This window comes from Arthrobacter sp. 10T416, from assembly GCF_056394165.1.
In genome coordinates, this window is the sequence record NZ_JBFTHI010000010.1 from 82,720 (window position 1) to 105,141 (window position 22,422).

A 22,422-nucleotide genomic window follows, 5' to 3' on the forward strand; every position below is an offset into this window, starting at 1 on the left:
GTCATCGTCTCCCGGGCAGGAATAATGCACCAACTACCCCAAGCCGCCTACCTTCGTGACGCAGCTTTCGCCATAATTCCGGTAGTGCCCCCGGCCTCGCAACTGATCGATCTTCTCGGAAGAACACCTGCCAGTAAAGACAGCCGTACCGTTTTATTAGTCGGGCCTGCGGTGACGGCCTGCGGGGGCGAACAGACGGGGTTTACTGCGCCCTATCCCGGTAATCGAATGCCGCGGTCGGGGACGCCGCTGGCTATTGGGCCGATTTGGGCGCATGCTGGTCGTGGATCCGCAGCTTGAAGGCGAAGTTTTTCGCCACGGGCGGTCCCCGCGTACCAGGCCGCCTAAACACCGGTCCGGGCTGCGTCGGAGCCGTCAAGCAGCCGGCGGCTTCGAAGGCGGAAATCAATCATCCCCGTGATCGGCGCAGTCACAGCCAGGACGCCGACATTCTCTCGGGCCCGCCGCCACCCTGATTTTCATAACGGTGACAGGATGTGGGCGTCCCCGGATGCCACAAGACACAAGCTATTCCCTATCGGCCGCCAGCCTTGCCCATGCCGTGCTGCCCTGTTGCCAAACGGAAGGCGACGTAGATGAGCCAGGGAGATATGCAGTTACGGGGAGCAGGATCGATCTTAATCGGATCGAAACCGCTCGGTTACGGTTCTCCTACATGTGGTGGACTGCCCTCAGCGTGCTGCAACTCCATGTGTTGTGAGGTAAGTGCGCCACCACTGCAGGCACTCGTCCGCCAATTCCAACGCATCGACCGTATCGGTCGGGTCCTCAATGAAGCGGAAGCTGGCCCTGGAGTTGTCATGGATCGCCATGCCTTGAACCCCCTCCGTGGCACGTTGGTTGGCGGTATTCGCCACCGCCCAGCACCGGCGCATGGAGAGAACCCTGGCCTCGATGTCCATCAGATCCTTACCGAAGGGAACCGTGTCATCGGTCATGATCCAGTCGCGAAGGTTCCAGCACAGGATGAAGAAGACCATTATGTCTGCCTTCAGGGTTTCCGGATCCGAACCGCTCTCATATCCGTTCGCAATTTTGGTCCGTGTGCGCCGCATTGCGTCCCACAAGTCGGTCCAGACCGGGGGACCGTACTCCATTGCAACGTCCGAGGCGGCTTCCGTCCCGGCGCTCCCGGCAGTCTCGGGAATTTCTGGACGTTTAGGTTGACTACCGCTTCCGGTACTTGACATGTCTTGAGATTATCCCGGGCAGTGTCTTACTGACTACATCACCAACACCCAGTTGATTATTTCAGAGGAGCCGTCGTTGCGCCCCTCTCCAATGATCCCCAACCGCCGACGCATGTCGGCAACCGCAGCGCCAAACCATACGTAGCCTTGTGAACATGGAACTCGTCGCTCAAGGAGCCGGGTGCCGCAAGATCGTGGAGTTCGTCAACGGCTTCGTCGTCATGGCAATCCATCACCGCTCGGGCAGTGGCCCCGTTCCCTAACGCCGACGGCCGACTCTGGTCATCGTTTTGGACGGCGGCAAGGTTATCGGCGCCTATTTCTCCGGCCGGACATTTCTGACGGCTCCTTCTGATTCAGGGGCTTGATGGTGTTCATTCTTCTGACGTGCTTCACGCAGGTGAGAGCCCAGCTTCTCTTCCGATTCCCGCCGGCGTTGACCTACGGTAGGCACCGGCTGCGTACCCGGCGCCGACTGCCCGTGCTGATGCGAGCTTTGGTCCTGCTCGTCCTTGCTGTGTTGATCGCTCATAAGGGCATCGTCCCACCGCCCCTGCTCTGGAGGAAGCCCAGTTGGGAATCCCGAAACATCCTCGTCTTCCTGATGGCAGCTGTGGCACCTGGCCTCGAATTTTATTTCGCCGGTAGTGTTTTCGGTTTCCGCCGAGGAACCGTCAGCTGCTACTTTCGGCGCCCCAGCGGGTGTACCACGGTATGGTTGTGATCGTAGACGTGCTGCACGTTCCATTCAAGGAAGCTGCGAGGTGCAGGTGTGAACGAGTATGAGGCTTCATTGGTCATTAGGTCCGGAGCCGAGCAGCTGTCGGCGGCGTCTTCTGACCCCCGTTCGGAGGAAGGCTACGCGGCGGTCAAGGCCAATATTTCCGAAGCGCTTGAGCGCATAGCGGAAGCTCTTGGTAACTTTGAGTCGAGTTCGGGGGCACCGCGCCGTTCAAGCGGATGGGTTCAGGACCTTCGCCGCGTAGCGGACGACCTGGGGGAATGACAGGGCTGAAACGCCGATGACAGCGAGTGGCCCTGACGGGGCGCCTGCACGTTTTGACCGGGCTGTGCTGGTCTTCAATCCCGGCAAGTCTGGTATGACCGCCAGGATCAACGGGCTGCGACGGGATCTCGCCGCCGGAGCCCCGGAACTTCAGGTTGACTTGCTGCCGACCGGCTTTGCGGGGCATGCGCGAGACCTTGCACGGTCCGTCGCGGCGGCAGGGTCCACGCTCATTGTTTCAGTAAGCGGTGACGGCGGGTACAACGAGGTTGTCAACGGGGTGATGGACGTTCCGGGCAGCAAGGCGGTGTGCACGGTCGTCGCGGCAGGCAATGCCAACGACCATCACCGGAGCATGCCTGCAATATCATTGCCGGAGGCTGTGCGGATAGGACAGGGACAGGTCCGGCACATCGACCTGTTGCGAATAACATTTGGGGAGGAGCCGCAGGCACAGGTTCACTACGCCCATTCCTACATCGGTTTCGGACTTACGCCCCTGATGGCGATCGGAATCGAGAGCGGAGGAAAGGGCAAAATCCTCGAACTCCTGTCCGTGGCGCGCACGCTCTCCCACTTGAGCCCCTTCGAGCTCGTTCGGGCAGACGGGGCCATCGCCTGCTTGGACAGCCTGATCCTGGCCAATATTTCGCGGATGGCCAAGTATGGGAGGGTCAGCGAGGCGGCGGGTCCCGACGACGGCCGTTTCGAGGTTGTGACGCTCCCCCATTCCGGCCACTGGAAGATGGCACTGATGACTCTTCGGGCCGTGACGTTGGGGCTCGGGAATCAGCCAAGCGTCAGTAGCTACGCGTTCAGCACGCGCGACGCTGTTCCTTGCCAGATTGACGGCGAGGTCAGACATCTTCCCGCCGCCACCCATGTTCTTGTCGAAAGCGCGAAAAATGCCCTGGCGGTTCTCTGATCCTCGGCGCCCTTGACATCTACTCAATGGGGCGGCCAGCACCCAGGGAATCTCCGCCGGCGATGACGAACACGGACCATTGATGGCCTTCGCGGCACCACCGGGACTACGGCAGGAGACTCAGCGCCGTCGTTATCGGCTTCGGCGCCACAGCCCGTGGGTGCACAACGCCCTCATCGCCGACGGCATCCATGACCTCCAGAGCCTGACCAACCGCGGGGGCGCCACCATCGGTTCGTCCATCCATCCGTGCTGATTCTCCAGTCCGATCTCGGTCCCCGATGCGCCGTTCCTCCAGCTGGCGCCCTTCCTGGCCGAAAGCGACATCGTGGTCACGCCCAAGAAAATCCCAGTCCACCACTGACGTATTTGCGGACCGAGGACCCGGATGTTTTCCGACCCTGATCGCGGACGTTTCCTGCGATGAGGGAATGGGCTTCAGCTGGACGAAAACCACCATCTGAGAGATCAGCGAAGCACGGTCGCCCTTCCTTGAACCATCTTCGCCAGTTTTAGGGCGTAGCAGCAATTTTGATGGAAGGGCGCTGCCCGGACTGGTAGGCAGACGCGATGACTGGTTCGAGTTCGTCAATTACCGTCCGATTCCCGGGTAGAACCACATGGGCGAGAAATTCCGACTCAAGCGTAGCAACCCCGGCTGCCACCGCTGCGAGTTTCGCGTCTATCGACAAAGCGAAAGAATGCCAAAACCTTCGGGCGCTGAGCTCCGACACTCTTACTGTAACCTCCGGGCCGTGGACCTTCCCGGAACCACCGCCGACACCAGCGACCACGTGCGGATCCGGTAAACAGATGACGATGCGGAACTGCCTTCCGCCGGCCCTGAACGCGATGGCTGTGAAATCGCCGCGTTGGCTGGAACGGACGTCGGTTGCCCCGAAGGTAACGAGCGCCCGCTCGGCATGTTCCTTTGAGTCCCCAATGCTGAATGAGTCACCACGCGTGTAGAAACTGCGGTTATCAAGAGGTCCCATAGTCCAACTATGCACCCCCTTGCCAAACCTTCGAGACTTCAGCCTATCGGCGGGACGAACAAAGTAGCACGAAGGACTCTTTGGGGAATTCCAGGTGCACAATGTTGCGGCGGCCTGGTGTCCAAGGGGCGCGCCCCACACACACCCTTATAGGCGTAAGCTATCGATGCGCGCGTGCGAAGCAACTGCGCCCGCGCGGAGCCCGGCATCGGACCCTCAGCCGATGTCGCCCGACGTCAGTCCCAGCGCCGGCACCCGGCGTCGGACCCTAAGGCAGGACCCCGAACCGGGGCCGAACCAGACCGAGCCATCGAGGAGCCGCATGGACACGCGCAAACTGAAGTACTTCCTTGCGGTGGTTGACCACGACGGCTTCAGCCGGGCCGCGGAGCATCTGCTGATCGCGCAACCCTCCCTGTCACAGACCATCGCCGGGCTGGAAAGAGAGCTAGGGGTTCCGCTCTTCCACCGCATCGGCCGCCGGGTGGTCCTCAGCGAGGCGGGCAACGAACTTGTCGGCCCGGCCCGGCTGGTGATGCGGGACCTGGACGCCGCGCAGTCAGCGGTGCGGGCACTTCAGGGGGTCCGCAGCGGCCGCCTCGACATCATCACCATGCCCTCCCCGGGCATCGAGCCGCTGACCTCCATGATCGCCAGTTTCACCCGCCAGCATCCTTCGGTCCGGCTGAACGTCAGCGCAGCGTTCACCCCCGAAGAGGTCATCGAATCCGTCCGGACCGGCAGCACCGAAATCGGCCTGGCCGGGTCGCCCGATCCCATCCGTGTGCCCGGCGTCCAGGTCATGGAACTGGAACGCCAGCCCCTCATCCTCATCGTCAACCCGCAAGCCGACACCTTCGGCCCCGGACCTGCCATCCAGAGGGAGGACCTTGGCGGCCACCGGCTGATAGCCAGCCAACGCGGTTCCCTGGTGCGCTGGCTGGTCGACGACGCCCTGGCACGCGGCGTCAACACCGAGATCGTTGTCGAGGTCGCGCACCGGACATCGATCCTCCCCCTCGTTCTCGCCGGCGTCGGACACGCGGTGATGCCCTCGTCCTGGGCGCCTACAGCCCAGAAGTCCGGGCTCCGGACCCTGCTGATCGAGCCGGTCTCCCAGCTTGATGTCGCAATCCTCAGCCGAAAGGAAGACCTGACACCTGCTGCGCGGGCTTTCCTGAAGGTTGCCGAACTGCACGTCACGCCCTGATTCCGCGGGGATCCGCCCGAGTCCATAGGTCGAGCCTATGTGGCGCATCGGATCTTGGTCTTGGACGCCCTGAGGCGTCAGCCCGTCTACTTGAAGAGGACCAGCAGTGTGACGCTGCTAACACACACTCAACGAGGAGGTAGGCACGTGAGCGCCACCCAAACATTCAGCATCGCGTCCATTCCGGCCGACGGCGTCGGCAAGGAAGTCATCTCGGCCGGACGCCGGGTCCTGGACGCCCTCGCGGAGAATTCCGGAGGCAAGTTCGCCTTCGAATGGAACGAATTCCCCTGGGGTTGCGGCTACTACGAAAAGACGGGCCAGATGATGGACCCGAAGGGCCTGGACGCCCTGAAGAACTTTGATGCCATCTACTTCGGAGCCGTCGGCTGGGAAAACGTCCCCGACCACGTCAGCCTCTGGGGCCTTCGGCTGAACATCACCCAGAATTTCGACCAGTGGGCCAACGTCCGGCCGGTGAAGTTCCTTCCCGGTATCGAGTCCCCGCTCCGTAAGGCCGACACCACGGAGCTCGACTGGGTGGTGGTCCGGGAGAACAGCGAGGGCGAGTACGCCGGGCTGGGTGGCCGGAACCTCAGCGGCCGTGGCCCCGGCAACGAGGTTGCGCTGCAGACCGCGCTGTTCACCGAAAAGGGCTGCGAACGCATCATGCGCTTCGCCTTTGATCTCGCACGGACGCGGACCGTGAAGAAGGTGTCCTCGGTGACGAAGTCCAACGCCCAGCAGTACGGCATGGTCCTGTGGGACGAGACGTTCCAGCGCGTGGCCCCGGACTACCCGGACGTTGCCACCGAAAGTGTCCTGGTGGATGCGATGAGCGCGAAGTTCATCCTGAAGCCGGAAGAGCTCTCCGTCGTCGTGGCGTCCAACCTGAACGCGGACATCCTCTCCGACCTGGGGTCCGCCCTCGCCGGCAGCCTGGGCCTGGCCGCGAGCGCCAACCTCAACCCGGAGCGCCGCTTCCCGTCCATGTTCGAACCAGTGCACGGCTCCGCCCCGGACATCGCCGGCAAGGGCATCAGCAACCCGATCGGCGCCATTGCGAGCGCCGCCCTGATGCTGGACCACTTCGGCCTGCACGCCGAGGCGCGCCAGGTCGAGGCCGCGATCGAGCAGACCACCGCGGCCGGATACCTGACCCGCGACGTCGGCGGCGATGCCGATACCACCGACGTCACCGACGCCATCATCAAGGCCCTGACCCACACCCTGGCCGCCGTCTAGCCACACCGGCCGGCCTCCGGAACATCGGGGGCCGCCACCAGCCCGGGACGGGCGGCGCAGCAAAACCACCGCCCGTCCCGACACCCCTGACTTTCGAACGCTCTTCCAGCGACATTCCACAACGAGGTAGGAATTATGGATCACATCTCCACCGCCGCAAAGGCACCGCGGAACCCCAAGGTCCGCTGGTACCGGCAGCTGTACTTCTGGGTACTGACCGCCATTCTCATCGGCATACTGGTCGGCTGGCTCGCCCCCGCCGCCGGCACCGCCCTGGAACCGATCGGCACGACGTTCGTCAATGCGATGCGGATGCTCATCGGCCCCATCGTGTTCCTGACCATCGTGGGCGGCATCGCCGGCGTCGCAGACCTCAAGAGGGTCGGCATGACGGGCCTGAAGGCGCTGACCTATTTCCAGGTCGGCACCATCCTGGCCCTGGTGTTCGGCCTGGTCGCCATCAACATCTTCCGCCTCGGCGACGGCGTCAACGCCGACGCAGGCTCCATCAAGACCTCCGAATCCGCGGCCAAACTCATCGACGCCGGCGCCAAGCAGGAGTGGTGGCAGTTCATCACCCACATCATTCCCAACAGCGTGATCGGCCCGTTCGTTGAAGGCGACATCCTGCAGATCATCTTCATCGCCGTCGTGTTCGGCATCGCCCTGAACGCCATCGGCAAAGCGGGCGCCCCCGTACTGGACGGGGTGCAGCGGCTAACCGGGGTCATGTTCAAGATCCTGGGCTTCATTATGAAGGCGGCCCCGATCGGTGCCTTCGGCGCGATGGCCTACGCCGTCGGTAAGTACGGCGTCTCCTCGCTCACCAGCATGGGCGGCCTGATCGCCCTGTTCTACGCCACCTCGATCCTGTTCGTTGTGGTGGTCCTCGGATCAGTGATGGCGTTCCTGAAGCTGAACATTTTCTCGATGATCCGCCACCTCAAAGAGGAATACCTGCTGATCCTGGGCACGTCCACCGCCGAACCAGCCCTCCCCGGGCTGATGCGCAAACTGGAACACGCGGGCGTGAAAAAGGAGACCGTGGGGCTGGTGGTGCCCACCGGGTACAGCTTCAACCTCGACGGCGCCGCCATCTACCTCTCCCTCGCTGCCGTCTACATTGCGCAGGCCACGAACACCGACCTCAGCATCGGCCAGCAGTTGGGCCTCATCGCGGTCATGCTGCTCACGTCCAAGGGCGCGGCAGGCGTGGCCGGCGGCGGCTTCATCGCCCTCACCGCGACCCTGGCCACGATCGGGACCATCCCGGCCGCCGGCATCATGCTCATCTTCGGCATCGACAAGTTCATGTCCGAATGCCGGGCCTTGGTCAACTTCACCGGCAACGCCGTCGCAACCCTCTTCATCGCCTGGTGGGACCGCACCCTCGACGCCGACCGTGCCCGCCGCGTCTTCGCCGGAGAGGTAGTCGAACCACTCCCCAGCAACGCTGCCGTCCCCACCAGCGAGCCCACGGACGGTGCCCGCACCGTCCACGCCGCCAGCGCATCAGACGAGGCAGGCACCACCGGCCCGTCACCGGCCGCAGACGGCCGCCGCCCCGCCTACTCGGAAACGCTCTAACGTGACCCCGGCAGAAAACACCATCCGCACCCTTATCGCACCCGACAAGTTCAAGGGCAGCCTCACGGCGGCTGAGGTCGCGGATGCCCTGGCGGCGGGGCTCCGCTCCGCCGCCAGGACCGGCGGGGTGCTCTGCGAACTCCTTCCGCTGGCGGACGGCGGCGACGGGAGCGTGGACGCCGCCGTCGCGGCCGGCTTCAGTCGGCATGATTGCACCGTGGCGGGCCCCACGGGGCAACCGGTCCAGGCCAGTATCGCGTTCGACGGCGTCACCGCCGTCGTCGAGGTGGCCAACACCTGCGGGCTCGGGACGTTGGCGGGCGGGCGGCTGGAGCCCCTCAACGCATCAAGCCGCGGCTTCGGTGAGGCGGTCCTGGCCGCCCTCAGCCTCAGGCCGGTCCGGATTGTCATGGCCCTGGGCGGGAGCGCCAGCACCGACGGAGGGATGGGCATGCTCACCGCTTTGGGCCTCAGCTTCCGCGACGCGGCGGGCCGGCCCCTCACCGGCAGCGGCGGGGACCTGGAGATGATCGACCGCATCCACGGCGCGTTGCCCCCGGAATTGGCCGGCACGGAACTCGTCGTCGCCTGCGACGTCAGCAACCCCCTGCTCGGTGCTGCCGGCGCGGCGGCTGTCTTCGGGCCGCAGAAGGGCGCCGGACCCGCGGAGGTCGACGTCCTCGACGGCGGCCTGGCGCGGCTGGTTGCCAGGCTCGCGGAGGCAGGATTCGACGACGCCGCGACCGTGGCGGAGCACGACGGCGCCGGCAGCGCCGGCGGGATCGGCTTCGCCTGCCTGCTGCTCGGGGCGCGGCAGGTCTCGGGGGCCGATTACTTCCTGGATCTGCTGGACTTCGACGCCCGCAAGGACCAGTGTGACGTCGTCATCACGGGCGAGGGGAGCCTCGACGAACAGACGCTGGCCGGGAAACTGCCCGCCGCCGTCGCCCGTCGTTCCGGAACCCGTCCCATCATCGCCGTCGCCGGACGCTCCCTGCTCCCCCGGGAACGCTGGCACGAACTGGCCCTCACCCGGGTGTACACCCTGGCCGACTACACGGACCTCGACTCGGCCAGGGACCCCGCGCTGTCCGCTGCGTTGCTGCGCCGGATCGGCACGGACATCGGAACGAGCCTGCTGTAGCTTCGCGCTCCCGGGTGCCGGCTCCCGGCGCCCGGCAGAACCGTTGCCAACAGGACCCCGGCCGATTAGCGTGTCCTGACGTGGACATGACCTTCGACGCGGAACTGTTCGAATGGCGCGGACCGGCGCCGTTCTACTGGCTGACCCTGCCCGCGGACGCATCCGATTTCGTCCGGGCCGAGGCCGCAGAGGCAACCTACGGGTGGGGTGCCATCCCGGTGGCCGCGCGGATCGGCGACACCGAGTGGGAAACCTCGCTGCTGCCCCGCAACGGAGACTACGTCCTTCCGGTGAAGAAGCACGTCCGCCTGCAGGAGGGGTTCGGCGACGGCGACACCGTGACCGTCTCCCTGTCCGTGGCGCCCCGGGGTGGCCGGGCCGCCAACGGCACCGGCCCCACCATGTGAGGCCGTGATTCCGCGGCGGTTCGGTTCTGGCGCGGCGGACAGGGCCGGACGCGGCGGTTCGTGCCCGGCGCGGCGGTTTGCGCCCCGCGCTACGCAAAATACCCAGCGCGGTGGGTATTCCGGTCGCGAGGGGTATTTTTCGCGTCGAAGGGCAGGATACGCAGCGCCAAGCGTCCGGAGCACCACAAGATGACGCCCGCTCGGCCACCCATCACCCCGCCGTCTTCGACACCCAGTAGAATTGGGGCGTTTGCAGCCCGCGTCGAACGGTGAAGGAGGCCCCGGTGCGTACATCCCGTGCCCGGACACCCTTTCATTCGCTCCGCGCCGCCATGGTGGCCACCACCATGGTGACGCTCGCCGCCGCCGCGCACGTGATCGCCGGCGGCCAGCTTCCCGCCCCCGCCATCCTGGCCGCCGTCCTCGCCCTCACCGGCCTGACGTCCACCGCGGCCACCCGGCTGAAGCTGAACCTCCCGGCCATGGCAGCCCTCCTCGGGGCCGGCCAGGTGATCCTGCACGAGGCATTCGCCGCTTTCAGCACCCCCGCCGCGGCCGACGCCGGCCCGGGCGGCACTGCCAGCGACGCCGGAGCCGCCAGCTCTGCTGGCCTCGCCGGCGCTGCTGCCACTGCCGCGCACCACACGGGATTCGTGCAACTGCCGCATCCGGCCGGACACCTGCAGCTGCACGAACTGGACTCCGTGGCCTCCTGGTCGATGCTGGCGGGCCACGCACTGGCCACACTCGCCTGTGCCCTGCTTTTGGCCAAGGGTGAAGATGCCCTCTGGTCGCTCGCCGCATGGCTCCGGCCGCTCATCGAGCTCCCCGCCCCTGCTCCGCTCAGGCCTGCAGTCGCCCGCGCCGTACCGCCGCACCCCAGGGCCGCCGTTCCGCTCCCCTGGCGCAACCTCCGGGCCGACTGCCGCCGCGGGCCGCCCGCCGTCGTCGTTCCTTCCTAACCCTTCTTAAGGCACCGGCCGTACCCTCCGCTGAACCCAGCGACGGGAGGCCCGCCGTGCCTCCCTGTTTCCGCGCGCCGCCTTGCCGCCGCGCCCGCCTGAAAGGCACCCGTTTTGACCACTTCACAGCACAAATCTGCCCTCCGCCGCGGCCTCACCGCAGCCGCCGTCACCGCCGCCACCTCGGCCCTTATGCTCGCCGGGATCAGCGGCGCATCGGCCCACGTCGAAGCAACCCCGGACCAGACGGCGGCGGGCTCGTACGCCCTGCTGACGTTCGCCGTCCCGCATGGCTGCGGGGAATCCAGCACCACCAAAATCGCCATCAGCCTGCCGGACGAGCTCGACGACGCCCTGCCCACCGTGAACCCCAGCTGGACTGCAGCGAAGGTCACCGAGAAGCTGGCGCAGCCCAAGAAGCTCGCGGACGGTTCCTCTATCACCAAGCGCACCAGCCAGATCGTCTACACGGCCAAGACCCCCCTGAGCCCGGAGCTCCGCGACACCCTGGTCCTGTCCGTGAAGCTGCCGGACGAGCCCGGAAAGACCCTCTACTTCCGGACCCTGCAGACCTGCGAAACCGGAACGGTCGACTGGTCACAGATCCCTGCGGCCGGCCAGGACGAGCACGATCTGAAGTCCCCGTCGCCGTCGGTGACCATCACGGCGGCAGCGGCGGACAGCCACGGCGCTGCCGCCTCCGGCGCGCACGACGCGGAGGCAGCCGGGTCTGTCACGGCAGCGTCCTCCGCGAAGGACGACGACGGCGGCCAGGCCCTGAGCTGGGCGGGCCTGGTTGCCGGCATCGGCGGCCTGGTGCTGGGCGGACTGGCCCTGCTGCGGAGCCGGCGGGCCACCCCCGCGCGGGTTCCGGCCGGCGGCACCGCACCCAAGGACTAGCGCGCCCGAAGTCGACGGCGCCACGGTGCTCCACCCGGTTGATGCCCGGAAATCACAATCCGGGCGTCAATCCGGGCCCTGCGTCGTGGCGTCGTTGACTAAGGCAACTGTGGAACATCACAGTTATGCCATGAGGTCTCAGCAGATGAAAAACAAACTCGTATTCATGTCCGTGACGGCGGCTGCCGGGGTGGCGCTGCTGCTCAGCGGCTGCGCGACCACCCAAAGCCAGACCCAGGCCACCAGCAGCTCCTCCACGCCGTCTGCGTCCGCCAGCGATACCAGCCAGCCGAGTTCCGCTGCCGCGACCCCGACGGCCTCCGGCGCGGCCACCGCGACGACGGCCACCACGTCCGCGTCCGGACCTGCCCTCTGCAAGGCTGCGAACCTCAAGGGCTCCCTGGACGCCAGCGGCGGCGGCGCTGCCGGCAGCGTCTACATGCAGCTGATCCTGAAGAACTCCGGCTCCGCTTCCTGCCTGCTGAAGGGCTTCGCCGGAGTGTCCCTCACCGCCAGCGCCACCGGAAACCCGCTTGGAGCAGCCGCCACCCGCGACGACTCCACCCCGGTCGCCAGCGTGCTGCTGGCCCCGGGGCAGTCCGGTAAGGCCACCCTGCGCTACACCCAGGCCGGGAACTACCCCAGCTGCACCCACGTCCCGGCAGCCGGCTTCCGGGTCTACCCGCCCGAAGACACAGCATCACTGTTCCTCCCGGCCGCGAAAGACGCCTGCAGCGAGTCGGCCATCAAGCTCCTGACCATCGGGGCCTTCGCGGCGATGTAGCTCGGCGCGTCCTGCCGGAGGCCGGGCGGCGATCAGCCCGCGAATTACTGTCGGTGCCGTAAGGCATGATGGAGGAATGAAGGGGCAGGAGCTCGCCGGCGGCACACTCGAGGCCGAGGCAATGGACCGGTTCAGCCGGCCGACCCGTGAGTGGTTTTTGGGTGCCTTCAGCGCGCCCACCCCGGCCCAGAACGGCGCGTGGAATGCCATCTCCTCCGGCTCCCACGCCCTGGTGGTCGCGCCCACCGGCTCGGGCAAAACGCTCGCAGCTTTCCTCTGGGCCCTGGACCGGCTCCTTGTCTCCGTCCCGGCGGAACCCGAGGAGCTGCCGGGCCTGGACGCCGCAGCCGCCAAGCCTGGACGGCGGAAAACGCCCAAGCGGAAGACCCGGGTCCTGTATATCTCCCCGCTGAAGGCCCTCGGCGTCGACGTCGAACGCAACCTGCGCGCGCCGCTGATCGGCATCACCCAGACCGCCAAGCGGCTCGGGCTTCCCGCGCCGATGACCACCGTGGGTGTCCGTTCCGGAGACACGACGGCGGCGGACCGCCGCTCGCTGCTGAGCAACCCGCCGGACATCCTCATCACCACGCCCGAGTCTCTCTTCCTGATGCTGACCTCCAAGGCGCGCGAAACCCTGGACGAGGTGGACACCATCATCGTGGACGAGGTCCACGCCGTCGCCGGCACCAAACGCGGCGCCCACCTGGCCGTCTCGCTGGAGCGCCTCGACGCCCTCCTGTCCAAGCCCGCGCAACGGATTGGGCTCTCCGCCACAGTGGAGCCCAAAGAACTGGTGGCACAGTTCCTCGCCGGATCCGCCCCGGTGGAAATCGTGGCGCCCCCGTCGAAGAAGACCTGGGACCTCACCGTTTCCGTTCCGGTCGAGGACATGTCCGACCTCCAGGGCGCCGCCGGGGCTTTCGATTCGGGGCCCGCGTCGGGGCTGCAGCCGCAGGCGTCCATCTGGCCGCACGTCGAGGAGAAGATCGTGGACCTGGTGCTGGCCAACCAGTCCACCATCGTGTTCGCCAACTCCCGCCGGCTCGCGGAGCGCCTCACGGCCCGGCTGAACGAAATTTACGTCGAACGCCAGCTGATGGCCGAGGGCCGAGGCTGGGACGACGCCGCCCCGGCGTCGTCCGGCGGCCCCGCCACCTCGACTGCCACGCCGGCGCACATGATGGCCCAGGCCGGCAGCACCGCGGGCGCGGACCCGGTGCTGGCCAGGGCGCACCACGGGTCCGTATCCAAGGACCAGCGCGCCCTGATCGAGGACGACCTGAAGTCCGGCCGGCTGCGCTGCGTGGTGGCCACCTCCTCGCTGGAACTCGGCATCGACATGGGCGCCGTGGACCTGGTGGTGCAGGTCGAATCCCCGCCGTCGGTGGCCAGCGGGCTGCAGCGCGTGGGCCGCGCCGGCCACCAGGTCGGCGAAGTCTCCCAGGGTGTGCTCTTCCCCAAGCACCGGGCGGACCTGGTCCACACGGCCATCACCGTCGAACGGATGCTGGACGGCAAGATCGAGCGGCTCTACGTCCCGGCGAATCCGCTGGACATCCTCGCCCAGCAGACCGTCGCCGCGACCGCACTCGGCGGGATTGACGTCGAGGAATGGTTTTCCACCGTCCGCCGCTCCGCGCCTTTCGCCTCGCTCCCGCGCTCCGCGTTCGAGGCCACTCTGGACCTGCTGGCCGGACGCTACCCCTCGGACGAATTCGCCGAACTGCGGCCCAGGATTGTCTGGGACCGCAATGCAGGCACCATCGAGGGACGCCCGGGCTCGCAGCGGCTGGCCGTGACCTCCGGCGGCACCATCCCGGACCGCGGCATGTTCGGGGTGTACATCATCGGCACCGAGGTGGAGGGCACCGGTAGCGACGGCTCCAGCGAGGGCAAGGCCCCGAGCCAGACGTCCACCGCCAAGGGCGGGCGCCGGGTGGGCGAGCTGGACGAGGAGATGGTCTACGAATCCCGGGTCGGGGACATCTTTGCCCTCGGCGCCACCAGCTGGAAGATCGAGGACATCACGCACGACCGCGTCCTCGTCTCCCCCGCCTTCGGCCAGCCGGGCAAGTTGCCGTTCTGGCGGGGCGATTCGCTCGGCCGGCCGGTGGACCTGGGCCGGGCCCTCGGCGCATTTATGCGCGAACTCTCGGCGTCCGACGTCGGCCCGGCCACCGAGCGCTGCAAGGCCACCGGCCTGGACGACTTCGCCGCCAACAACCTGATCCAGTACCTCGCCGAACAGAAACTCGCCACCGAGGTGGTCCCCAGCGACACCACCCTGGTGGTGGAGCGGTTCCACGACGAGCTCGGCGACTGGCGGGTGGTGCTGCACAGCCCCTTCGGCATGCCGGTGCACGCGCCCTGGGCCCTGGCCGTCGGCCAGCGCCTGCAGCAGCGCTACGGGCTGGACGGCTCCGCGATGGCAGCCGACGACGGCATCGTGCTGCGGGTGCCGATGATGGAGGACGAACCGCCCGGCGCCGAACTGTTCCTTTTCGAGCCCGAGGAACTCGAACAGATTGTCACCGCTGAGGTCGGCGGCAGCGCACTGTTCGCCTCCCGCTTCCGGGAGTGCGCGGCCCGTGCCCTCCTGCTGCCGCGGCAGACGCCCGGAAAGCGCCAGCCGCTCTGGCAACAGCGCCAGCGCTCCGCCCAGCTGCTGGACGTCGCCCGGAAGTACCCGACCTTCCCGATCGTGCTCGAGACCGTGCGCGAGTGCCTGCAGGACGTCTACGACCTTCCCGCTCTGAAGGACATCGCCGCCTCGATCGAGCGGCGCGAACTGCGGATCCTGCAAACCACCACGCAGCAGCCCTCGCCGTTCGCAAAGTCGCTGCTCTTTGGCTACGTGGCGCAGTTCCTCTACGAGGGTGATTCGCCGCTGGCCGAGCGCCGGGCCGCCGCCCTGGCGCTCGATTCGACCCTGCTCAACGAGCTCCTGGGCAGGGTGGAACTGCGCGAACTGCTCGACGCCAAAGTCATCGAGGCCACCGAGCTCGAACTGCAGCGCCTCGCCCCGGACCGCCGGATGCGCGGACTGGAAGGGGTGGCCGACCTGCTCCGGCTGCTCGGGCCGCTTACCGCCGGCGAAGTCGCGGCCCGGCTCGAGGCGCAGGTCCAGCCGGAGGGGGCGGATGCGGCGGCCGCCGGGGTGGCCGGCGATGCCGCGGCTGCACCGGATGCCCCGGAAGCCGCGCCGGAGGAGGAAGCCGTCGCGGCGGTTGCCGTGGGCGCCGACGCCGCAGAGGCCGCCGCGCACTTGGCCGCGCTGCAGCGCGCAAACCGCGCGATCAAGGTCAACATTGGGGGCGCCGAGCGGTTCGCCGCCGTTGAGGACGCCGCGAGGCTGCGGGATGCGCTCGGCGTTCCGTTGCCCATGGGTGTGCCGCTGGCGTTCATCGAGCCCGTCGCCGACCCGCTGGGCGACCTCGTCTCGCGCTACGCCCGCACCCACGGGCCCTTCACTGCCGGCGAAGCGGCCACCCGGCTGGGACTTGGCGTCGCCGTCGTCGGCACGGCCCTGAAACGGCTGGCCGCTGACGGCCGCGTCGTCGAGGGCGAGTTCCGCCCCCACGCAGCGGCTCCCAATGCAGCACCCGCGGGCACCGACGGTGCGGACGACGGCGGCGCCGACGGTGCCGCGGCCGCCGCTCCGGCCGTCGTTCAGCCCCTGGCGGGGGCCAGCGAATGGTGCGACGCCGAGGTACTGCGCAAGCTCCGGCGCCGGTCACTGGCCGCGCTGCGCGCCGAGGTCGAACCTGTGGACACGTCGGCGTACGGGCGGTTCCTTCCAGCGTGGCAGCACGTGCGGACCCCCGGCGGCCGGGGCCAGTCGGCACTGCGCGGACTGGACGGCATCATCACCGCCGTCGACCAGCTCTCCGGTATCCCCATTCCGGCGTCGGCCTGGGAACCGCTGGTCCTGGCGAGCCGGGTGTCCAATTACCAGCCGGCCATGCTCGACGAGCTCATGGCGGCGGGGGAAGTCCTTTGGTCCGGGGCCGGCTCCCTGCCCGGGAACGACGGCTGGGTGAGCCTGCACCTCGCCGACTCGGCCGAATTGACGCTGAACCCCGCCATCGACTTCGAGCCCGGGGACGCCCAGCAGCGGCTCCTCGACCACCTGCAGAACAACGGCGGCGGCTATTTCTTCCGGCAGCTCACCGACATTGCCGGCGGGATGGACACGGTCCTGAGCGACCAGGACGTGGTGTCCGCGCTCTGGGATCTGGCCTGGGCCGGCCGGATCACCGGCGACACCTTCGCCCCCGTCCGCGCGCTGATCGCCGGCGGCCACACCGCGCACCGCCAGGTGGGACGGGCTCCGCGGGCCCGCGCCCCGCGGCTCAGCCGGCTGGGCCGCGCCCACGGCAGCGGGCTGCTGGGGTCACCCGGGCTCACCGGCGGCCGCTATGGTTCGGTCAGCGGGACCACGCCCACGCCGCCCCTGGCCGCGGGGCGCTGGTCCGCCCTCCCCTCCCCCGAACTCGACGCCACCATCCACGCCCGCGCCACCGCCGAACTCCTGCTGGACCGCTACGGCGTGGTCACCCGGGGCTCGGTCATGGCGGAAAACATCCTGGGCGGTTTCGGCCTGATGTACAAGGTGCTGGCGCGGCTGGAGGAGGCCGGGCGCTGCCGACGCGGCTACTTCATCGAACACCTCGGCGCCGCGCAGTTCGCGGTGCCGGCCACCGTGGACCGGCTGCGCTCCTATGTTGAGGACGCCCAGCTGGAGAATGCCGAGCCGGTCGCTTTGGCCCTCGCCGCCACTGATCCCGCCAATCCCTACGGCGCGGCCCTGCCGTGGCCTGCCCTGGACGTGGAGGCGGGAACGGGCCACCGCCCCGGCCGGAAGGCCGGCGCCCTGGTGGTGCTGGTGGACGGAGCCCTGATCCTCTATGTCGAACGCGGCGGCAAGACCCTGCTGGCGTTCAGCGCCGACGCCGGTCTGCTGGCCGCCGCCGGAGCCGCGCTGGTGGGCGTTGTGACCCGGGGCGCCGTCGACAAGCTGATCATGGAGAAAGTCAACGGCCACGGCATCCTGGACACACCCGTTGCGGCCGCCCTGGCCCAGGCCGGCGCTTATTCCACCCCGAAGGGACTGAGGATCCGTGCCTGAGGGGGATTCGGTCTTCCGAGCCGCGGCGCAACTGCACGCCGCGCTGGCCGGCAAGGAACTCCTCGCCTCCGACTTCCGGGTGCCCCGGTTCGCCACGCTGAAGCTGGGCGGCTGGACAGTCCAGGAAGTTGTCCCCCGCGGCAAGCACCTGCTGATGCGGGTGACGGGCCCGACGCCGAAGGACCGGCTGACCATCCACTCGCACCTGAAAATGGAAGGCACGTGGCAGGTCTATCCCCCCGGCGGGCGCTGGCGGAAGCCCGGTTTCACCGCCCGCTGCGTGCTCCGCACCGCGACCGCCGACGCCGTCGGATTCTCCCTGGGCATCCTCGAAGTCATCCCCACCGCAGAGGAAGCCAGTGCGGTCGGCCACCTCGGACCGGACCTCCTCGGCCCGGACTGGGACATGGCGGAGGCCGAACGGCGGCTGCTGGCGGACCCCGAGGTGCCGATCGGCGTCGCCCTCCTGGACCAGAGCAACCTCGCCGGCATCGGCAACATCTACCGCTGCGAGGCCTGCTTCCTCTCCGGCGTCCATCCGGCAGCCCCGGTCTCTGCAGTGCCGGATTTGTCGGCGATGATCACCGACGCAAAGGTCCTGCTGACGGCCAACCTCGGCCCCGGGCGGCGGGTGACGGTGCTGAACGCCCGCGGCGTCCCGGTGGGCCGGACCGCCGGACGGCCCGGCTACTGGGTGTACCGGCGCGAGCACCAGCCGTGCCTGAAATGCCGCACTCCGATCCGTCGCGGGGTCCTGGCCAAGGCCAGCGGAACCGAGGAACGCGACATCTACTTCTGCCCCCACTGCCAACCCCTGCCGGACACACAGAACGGGTGAGGCGGGGCGCGGTGTGCCGGGGCCGCGGGGCTGGCCGTTCCGCGGGGTGGCCTGTCGACTCGGCGACGTGCCAGCGACGCGCAAAATACCTAAGGCGACGGTAATTCCCCTAGCGAGCGGTAATTTGCGCGTCGAGGGGTGTTTTGCGCGTCGAAGTCGATGGCCTGCAAACGTCCGGGGCGGAGGGAACCGCGCACTCCGTCAGGGAGCCCCACCAGTTCCCGGCCACCAGACGGTCAGAGAGTGGCCACCGCCGGGTCGGCTGCTGATACCGGTGGTTCGGGCGACTCCTCCTCGGGCACCTTGGCCTCGGGAGCGGTGAACCGCGGCAGCAGGAGTTGCACCAGCGGGCCGATCGCCAGCGCGTAGAGCACCGTCCCGACGCCAACCGAACCCCCCAGCAGCCAGCCGGCGGCCAGCACCACCACCTCGATGGCGGTCCGCGCGCCCCTGACGGGCCACCCGGTGCGTCGTGCGAGTCCGGTCATCAGGCCGTCCCTCGCCCCGGGGCCCAGGCGGGCGCCGATGTAGAGCGCCGACGCCACACCGTTCAGCAGCACGGCCCCCACCAGCAACGCGATCTGGCCGCCCAAGTGTGAGAACTTCGGAATCAGGGCCAGCCCGATGTCGGCAAAGACGCCCACCAGCACCGCATTGCAGACCGTGCCGACGCCCGGCCATTGCCGAAGCGGGATCCACAGCAGCAGGACCAGGAAACTGACGATGATGACAACCGTGCCCAGGCTCAGGCCGGTCCGGCCCGCGAGTCCCTGGTGGAAGACATCCCACGGCGCCGTGCCGAGGCTGGCACGGATAACCATGGCCAGCGAAACGCCATACAGGGCGAGGCCAATCAGGAGCTGGAGGAGTCTGCGCGTCATCATGCCTTCAATCATTGCCAAAACTGGCCTTGCAATCCATAGCCAGTTTGAAATACTGGCCTTATGTCCGGCTCCCTGAATCCGAGTTCCCTGGCACGCCTGTTGGGTGAGTGGAACGTCGGCGCCTCGCCCGCCTACCGCGAGCTGGCCGACGTCGTCCGCCTCCTGGTCCTGGACGGGCGGGTCCCCCTCGACGTCGCACTGCCCAGCGAGCGGGCACTGGCCGCGACCCTCGGCATCAGCCGCACCACGGTGACGGCGGCCTACGCCCTGCTGCGCGAACAGGGGTACCTCAGCAGCGGCCAGGGCAGCCGGAGCCGGAGCTGCATCCCGAGCCAGGGGCACGTCCATGCGGGGGCGAACGACGGCGGCCTCCGGCTCAGCGGCGCACCCGGCCTGGCGGTGCCGGACGGAATCATCGACCTCGCCTACGCCTCGCTGCCCGCCAGCGGCGAAGTGGTGCACCGCGCGTTCGCCGCGGCGCTGACGGAACTGCCGGCGCTCCTGCCCGGATTCGGGTACGACGCGCTCGGCGTCGGACCGCTCCGTGAGGCGATCGCGGCCCAATACACGGCGGCCGGCGTGCCCACCACGGCCGGGCAGATCCTGGTCACGTCCGGCGCGCAGCACGCCCTGAACATAGTTTTGCGGACCCTGGCGGGGCGATCGGAGCGGGTCCTCGTCGAGCATCCGAGCTACCCGAACGCCCTCGACGCGATCCGGGCTGCGGGCTGCCGGCCGGTCACGGTGGCCATGCCCGCGGCAACGTCCGACGGCGGCCACCATTCCGGTGGCCTGCGCGCGCCGGGCGGCAACGGGCACCCCGGCTGGGACCTCGACGCGATGGAGTCCGCACTCCTGCAGCAGCGGCCGGCGATGGCGTACGTGGTGCCCGACTTCCACAATCCCACGGGCCGCCTGATGCCCGACGAGCAGCGGCGCCGCCTTGTCGCTGCTGCGGCGGCGGCGGGCACTGTATTGGTGGCCGACGAAACGCTCCGCGAGCTGAACCTCGACGGCGTCCGCTCCACGCCCATGGCCGCGTTCAGCCCGGCGGTGGTTTCCCTCGGATCCCTGAGCAAGTCGCACTGGGCGGGGCTGCGCACCGGCTGGATCCGTGCCAGCGAGCCCCTGATCCGCCGCTTCGCCGCCGCCCGCACCACCCTGGACCTCGGCGGCCCCGTGGTGGAGCAGCTCGCCGCGGCGCACCTCGTGAGCGATCTTGCCGAGCCGCTCCCGGCGCGGCTCGCGTCGCTGCGCGGAAACCGGGACGTCCTGCTCGATCTGATCCGCAGCCAGCTTCCGTCGTGGCAAGCGGAACGGCCCGACGGCGGGCTGTCCGTCTGGTGCCGGCTGCCGGCGCCGGTGAGCACCGCCCTGGCCGTGATCGCCCCGGACTTCGGCATCCGGCTCGCGGCGGGACCAAGGTTCGGCGTCGGCGGCGCGTTCGAACACTACTTGCGCGTCCCGTTCACCCTGCCGCCGGAGCAACTGGAGACTGCGGTGCTCGCCCTCCGCGCGGCCCAGGATCGGCTGGACAGCTCGCCGCAGCTGCGCCGGAACCTGCCCGCCCAGCCCGCCGTCGCCATCGCCTGACCGCTGGGCCACCGCGCCCGTTTCGACGGTTCCCTGCCGGTTCGACGCCCAGAAACATCGAGGCGGCGCGGAACCGTCGAAGTGGCGAAGCGTGGTCGCGTGGAAACGGGGGGGCCGCGGAGGAGGGACCTAGGCGTAGACCTTCGCGAGGAACCCGGCCCACGCATCCGCCGTCGCCGCGGAGTCGCCCCGGCCGCTGAAGTCGTGCACGGTCATGCCCACCGGCGCCCCGAAGTTGTTGCGTCCGAAGAACCGGTACATCGTGTCGGCGGTCCGTATTCCGAGGAAGTTCTCGTTGGCAAAGTCCACTTCGCCGGACAGGTGGCCGACGCCGTCGATGTCCAATGCCACCGCATCCCCCGGGGCCGAGCCGGCAACTCCGAGGGCCTTCTTGAGCCGGTCGAAGCCATCCGGCGCCTGCGACGGGGGCGGGGCCTGGATATCTGTGAAGACCACGGGCCTCCCGCTGAAGTGCTGCAGGTACTGGCCGAGGGTGTGGAGGTAGAAGGCGGTGTGCTTGCTGGCGCCGTCGTACTGTTCGTCCCAGTTGTCGGCAAAGATGCCGCTGTGGACGTAGTGCAGCCGCGCCCGGCCGCCGTCGGCCGGTTCCAGAACGTGCTCCAGCTGGTTGAACCAGCCGTCAGGTCCCTCCATCCGGGACACCAGGTGGGAGGGGTAGTCCTCGACGGTGCGGACCGCGGGCCACCGGTCGGTGGGGAACATCCAGGCGGGAGTGTCCTTGGTGACGGCCTCCCAGACCTGCTCGGGGGTGCCCGGCAGCTCAGTGTCGTAGACGATCTCGAATTCGCGCTTGTCAGTCATTGTCCTGCTCCTTGGCTTGTGGGTTGGGGCCCTGGGGGCTGCGTGGGGTGCTGTTCGGCGGCGTCTTCAACGCCGGGTGGAGCGCGACGACGAGCCGGTGCTTGCGTCCGGCAGGCGGGCTGGCGGCCGGGCCCCCGGGCTGGCTGACCGCGGGACCGGACGGTCCGCCGTCGTGGTACTTGTCGACGAGTCGGGTCACCGCGACGCCGAGTTCCTCCGCGAATGCCGCCCGGTCGGCGGCCGTCTTGAACGTCACCTCGCCGTCGATCGCAAAGGTGGCGAGTTTCTGCCTTGCCGCGGCGGCACCGGCGATCAGCCGACCCACTTCCTGGACCATGCGGGCCGCGAGCGCCAGCAGCCAGAACGCGGAGAACCGGTCCGAGAAGCGGTGCGGGTCCGGGGCCACGGACGCCAGCGCCGACGGCGAAATCAGGTACGACGACGCCGTCGCCCGCAGGATGCGTTCGGTGACGTTTCCCCGCCGCCGCTCCTCGATGAGTTCCACCAGCCCGTGCCGTTCGAGCGCTTTCAGGTGGTAATTTACTTTCTGCCGCGGCAGCCCCACCTTCGCGGCAAGCTGCGTGGCGGAACCGGGCTCGGCAAGCTCACGGAGGATCCGTGTGCGGATCGGGTCCAAAGAGGCCTCCGCCGCGGCCGGGTCCTCGATTACTTCGATGTCTAGCATGCTCCAAGTCTCCTTGCCGACAGTTTTATTTGTCAAGAACTTTTTTGTCGTCGGCGTCGTTTCGACGGTTCCCTGCCGAATCGATGCTCAGAT

At 68.2% G+C, this 22,422-nt stretch carries 16 protein-coding genes; 12 read left to right on the forward strand and 4 right to left on the reverse strand.

Annotation, left to right across the window (positions count from 1 at the left end):
• Positions 1 to 692: 692 nt before the first annotated feature.
• On the reverse strand, positions 693 to 1,001 hold the full coding sequence (locus AC1DBE_RS11735; RefSeq protein ID WP_476879458.1) for a hypothetical protein: 309 nt from the start codon (positions 999 to 1,001) through the stop codon (positions 693 to 695).
• 1,232 nt (positions 1,002 to 2,233) lie between these two features.
• Between AC1DBE_RS11735 and AC1DBE_RS11740 the strand changes: the two genes are divergently transcribed.
• From AC1DBE_RS11740 to AC1DBE_RS11790, 11 genes are all read left to right on the forward strand, one after another.
• On the forward strand, positions 2,234 to 3,142 hold the full coding sequence (locus AC1DBE_RS11740) for a diacylglycerol/lipid kinase family protein (RefSeq protein WP_476970633.1): 909 nt from the start codon (positions 2,234 to 2,236) through the stop codon (positions 3,140 to 3,142).
• 1,317 nt (positions 3,143 to 4,459) lie between these two features.
• Positions 4,460 to 5,347 (forward strand): LysR family transcriptional regulator, encoded by an 888-nt coding sequence (locus tag AC1DBE_RS11745; protein ID WP_476970634.1) that lies wholly within the window; start codon positions 4,460 to 4,462, stop codon positions 5,345 to 5,347.
• Between the two features lie 147 nt (positions 5,348 to 5,494).
• Positions 5,495 to 6,592, forward strand: a complete 1,098-nt coding sequence (locus AC1DBE_RS11750) for a tartrate dehydrogenase (RefSeq protein ID WP_476970635.1) — start codon at positions 5,495 to 5,497, stop codon at positions 6,590 to 6,592.
• Between the two features lie 135 nt (positions 6,593 to 6,727).
• The gene (gene dctA / locus AC1DBE_RS11755) at positions 6,728 to 8,179 is read left to right on the forward strand and encodes a C4-dicarboxylate transporter DctA (protein WP_476970636.1); all 1,452 of its coding nucleotides are present in this window, start codon (positions 6,728 to 6,730) and stop codon (positions 8,177 to 8,179) included.
• Between the two features lies 1 nt (position 8,180).
• Positions 8,181 to 9,323 carry a glycerate kinase gene (locus AC1DBE_RS11760; protein ID WP_476970637.1) on the forward strand — a complete coding sequence of 381 codons (1,143 nt, stop codon included), beginning with the start codon at positions 8,181 to 8,183 and terminating at the stop codon, positions 9,321 to 9,323.
• An 86-nt stretch (positions 9,324 to 9,409) separates the two neighbouring features.
• Complete coding sequence (locus AC1DBE_RS11765) at positions 9,410 to 9,730, forward strand: DUF1905 domain-containing protein (RefSeq protein ID WP_476878873.1); 321 nt, start codon at positions 9,410 to 9,412, stop codon at positions 9,728 to 9,730.
• A 284-nt stretch (positions 9,731 to 10,014) separates the two neighbouring features.
• Positions 10,015 to 10,692, forward strand: coding sequence for a hypothetical protein (locus AC1DBE_RS11770; RefSeq protein ID WP_476970638.1), 678 nt, complete (start codon positions 10,015 to 10,017; stop codon positions 10,690 to 10,692).
• Positions 10,693 to 10,884: 192 nt separating this feature from the next.
• Entirely contained in the window at positions 10,885 to 11,592 is a 708-nt protein-coding gene (locus tag AC1DBE_RS11775; RefSeq protein ID WP_476970668.1) for a YcnI family copper-binding membrane protein, read from the forward strand.
• Positions 11,593 to 11,722: 130 nt separating this feature from the next.
• Positions 11,723 to 12,376 carry a DUF4232 domain-containing protein gene (locus AC1DBE_RS11780; protein ID WP_476878868.1) on the forward strand — a complete coding sequence of 218 codons (654 nt, stop codon included), beginning with the start codon at positions 11,723 to 11,725 and terminating at the stop codon, positions 12,374 to 12,376.
• 76 nt (positions 12,377 to 12,452) lie between these two features.
• On the forward strand, positions 12,453 to 17,507 hold the full coding sequence (locus AC1DBE_RS11785; protein WP_476970639.1) for an Lhr family helicase: 5,055 nt from the start codon (positions 12,453 to 12,455) through the stop codon (positions 17,505 to 17,507).
• A complete protein-coding gene (locus tag AC1DBE_RS11790) occupies positions 17,500 to 18,345 on the forward strand; it encodes a DNA-formamidopyrimidine glycosylase family protein (RefSeq protein ID WP_476970640.1) in 846 nt (281 codons plus the stop codon). The genes AC1DBE_RS11785 and AC1DBE_RS11790 overlap by 8 nt, the downstream gene beginning before the upstream one ends.
• A 236-nt stretch (positions 18,346 to 18,581) precedes the next feature.
• On the opposite strand, the gene yczE is transcribed toward AC1DBE_RS11790, so the two are convergent.
• Positions 18,582 to 19,229: a membrane protein YczE gene (gene yczE / locus AC1DBE_RS11795; protein WP_476970641.1), complete on the reverse strand. Its 648-nt coding sequence runs from the start codon at positions 19,227 to 19,229 to the stop codon at positions 18,582 to 18,584.
• Between the two features lie 60 nt (positions 19,230 to 19,289).
• On the opposite strand from yczE, the gene yczR reads away from it, so the two are divergent.
• Positions 19,290 to 20,822: a MocR-like transcription factor YczR gene (gene yczR / locus AC1DBE_RS11800; protein ID WP_476970642.1), complete on the forward strand. Its 1,533-nt coding sequence runs from the start codon at positions 19,290 to 19,292 to the stop codon at positions 20,820 to 20,822.
• Between the two features lie 129 nt (positions 20,823 to 20,951).
• Here the strand turns inward: yczR and AC1DBE_RS11805 are convergent, their stop codons facing one another.
• Positions 20,952 to 21,644: an SRPBCC family protein gene (locus tag AC1DBE_RS11805; protein WP_476970643.1), complete on the reverse strand. Its 693-nt coding sequence runs from the start codon at positions 21,642 to 21,644 to the stop codon at positions 20,952 to 20,954.
• A complete protein-coding gene (locus AC1DBE_RS11810) occupies positions 21,637 to 22,329 on the reverse strand; it encodes a helix-turn-helix domain-containing protein (RefSeq protein ID WP_476970644.1) in 693 nt (230 codons plus the stop codon). The genes AC1DBE_RS11805 and AC1DBE_RS11810 overlap by 8 nt, the downstream gene beginning before the upstream one ends.
• Between the last annotated feature and the right edge of the window lie 93 nt (positions 22,330 to 22,422).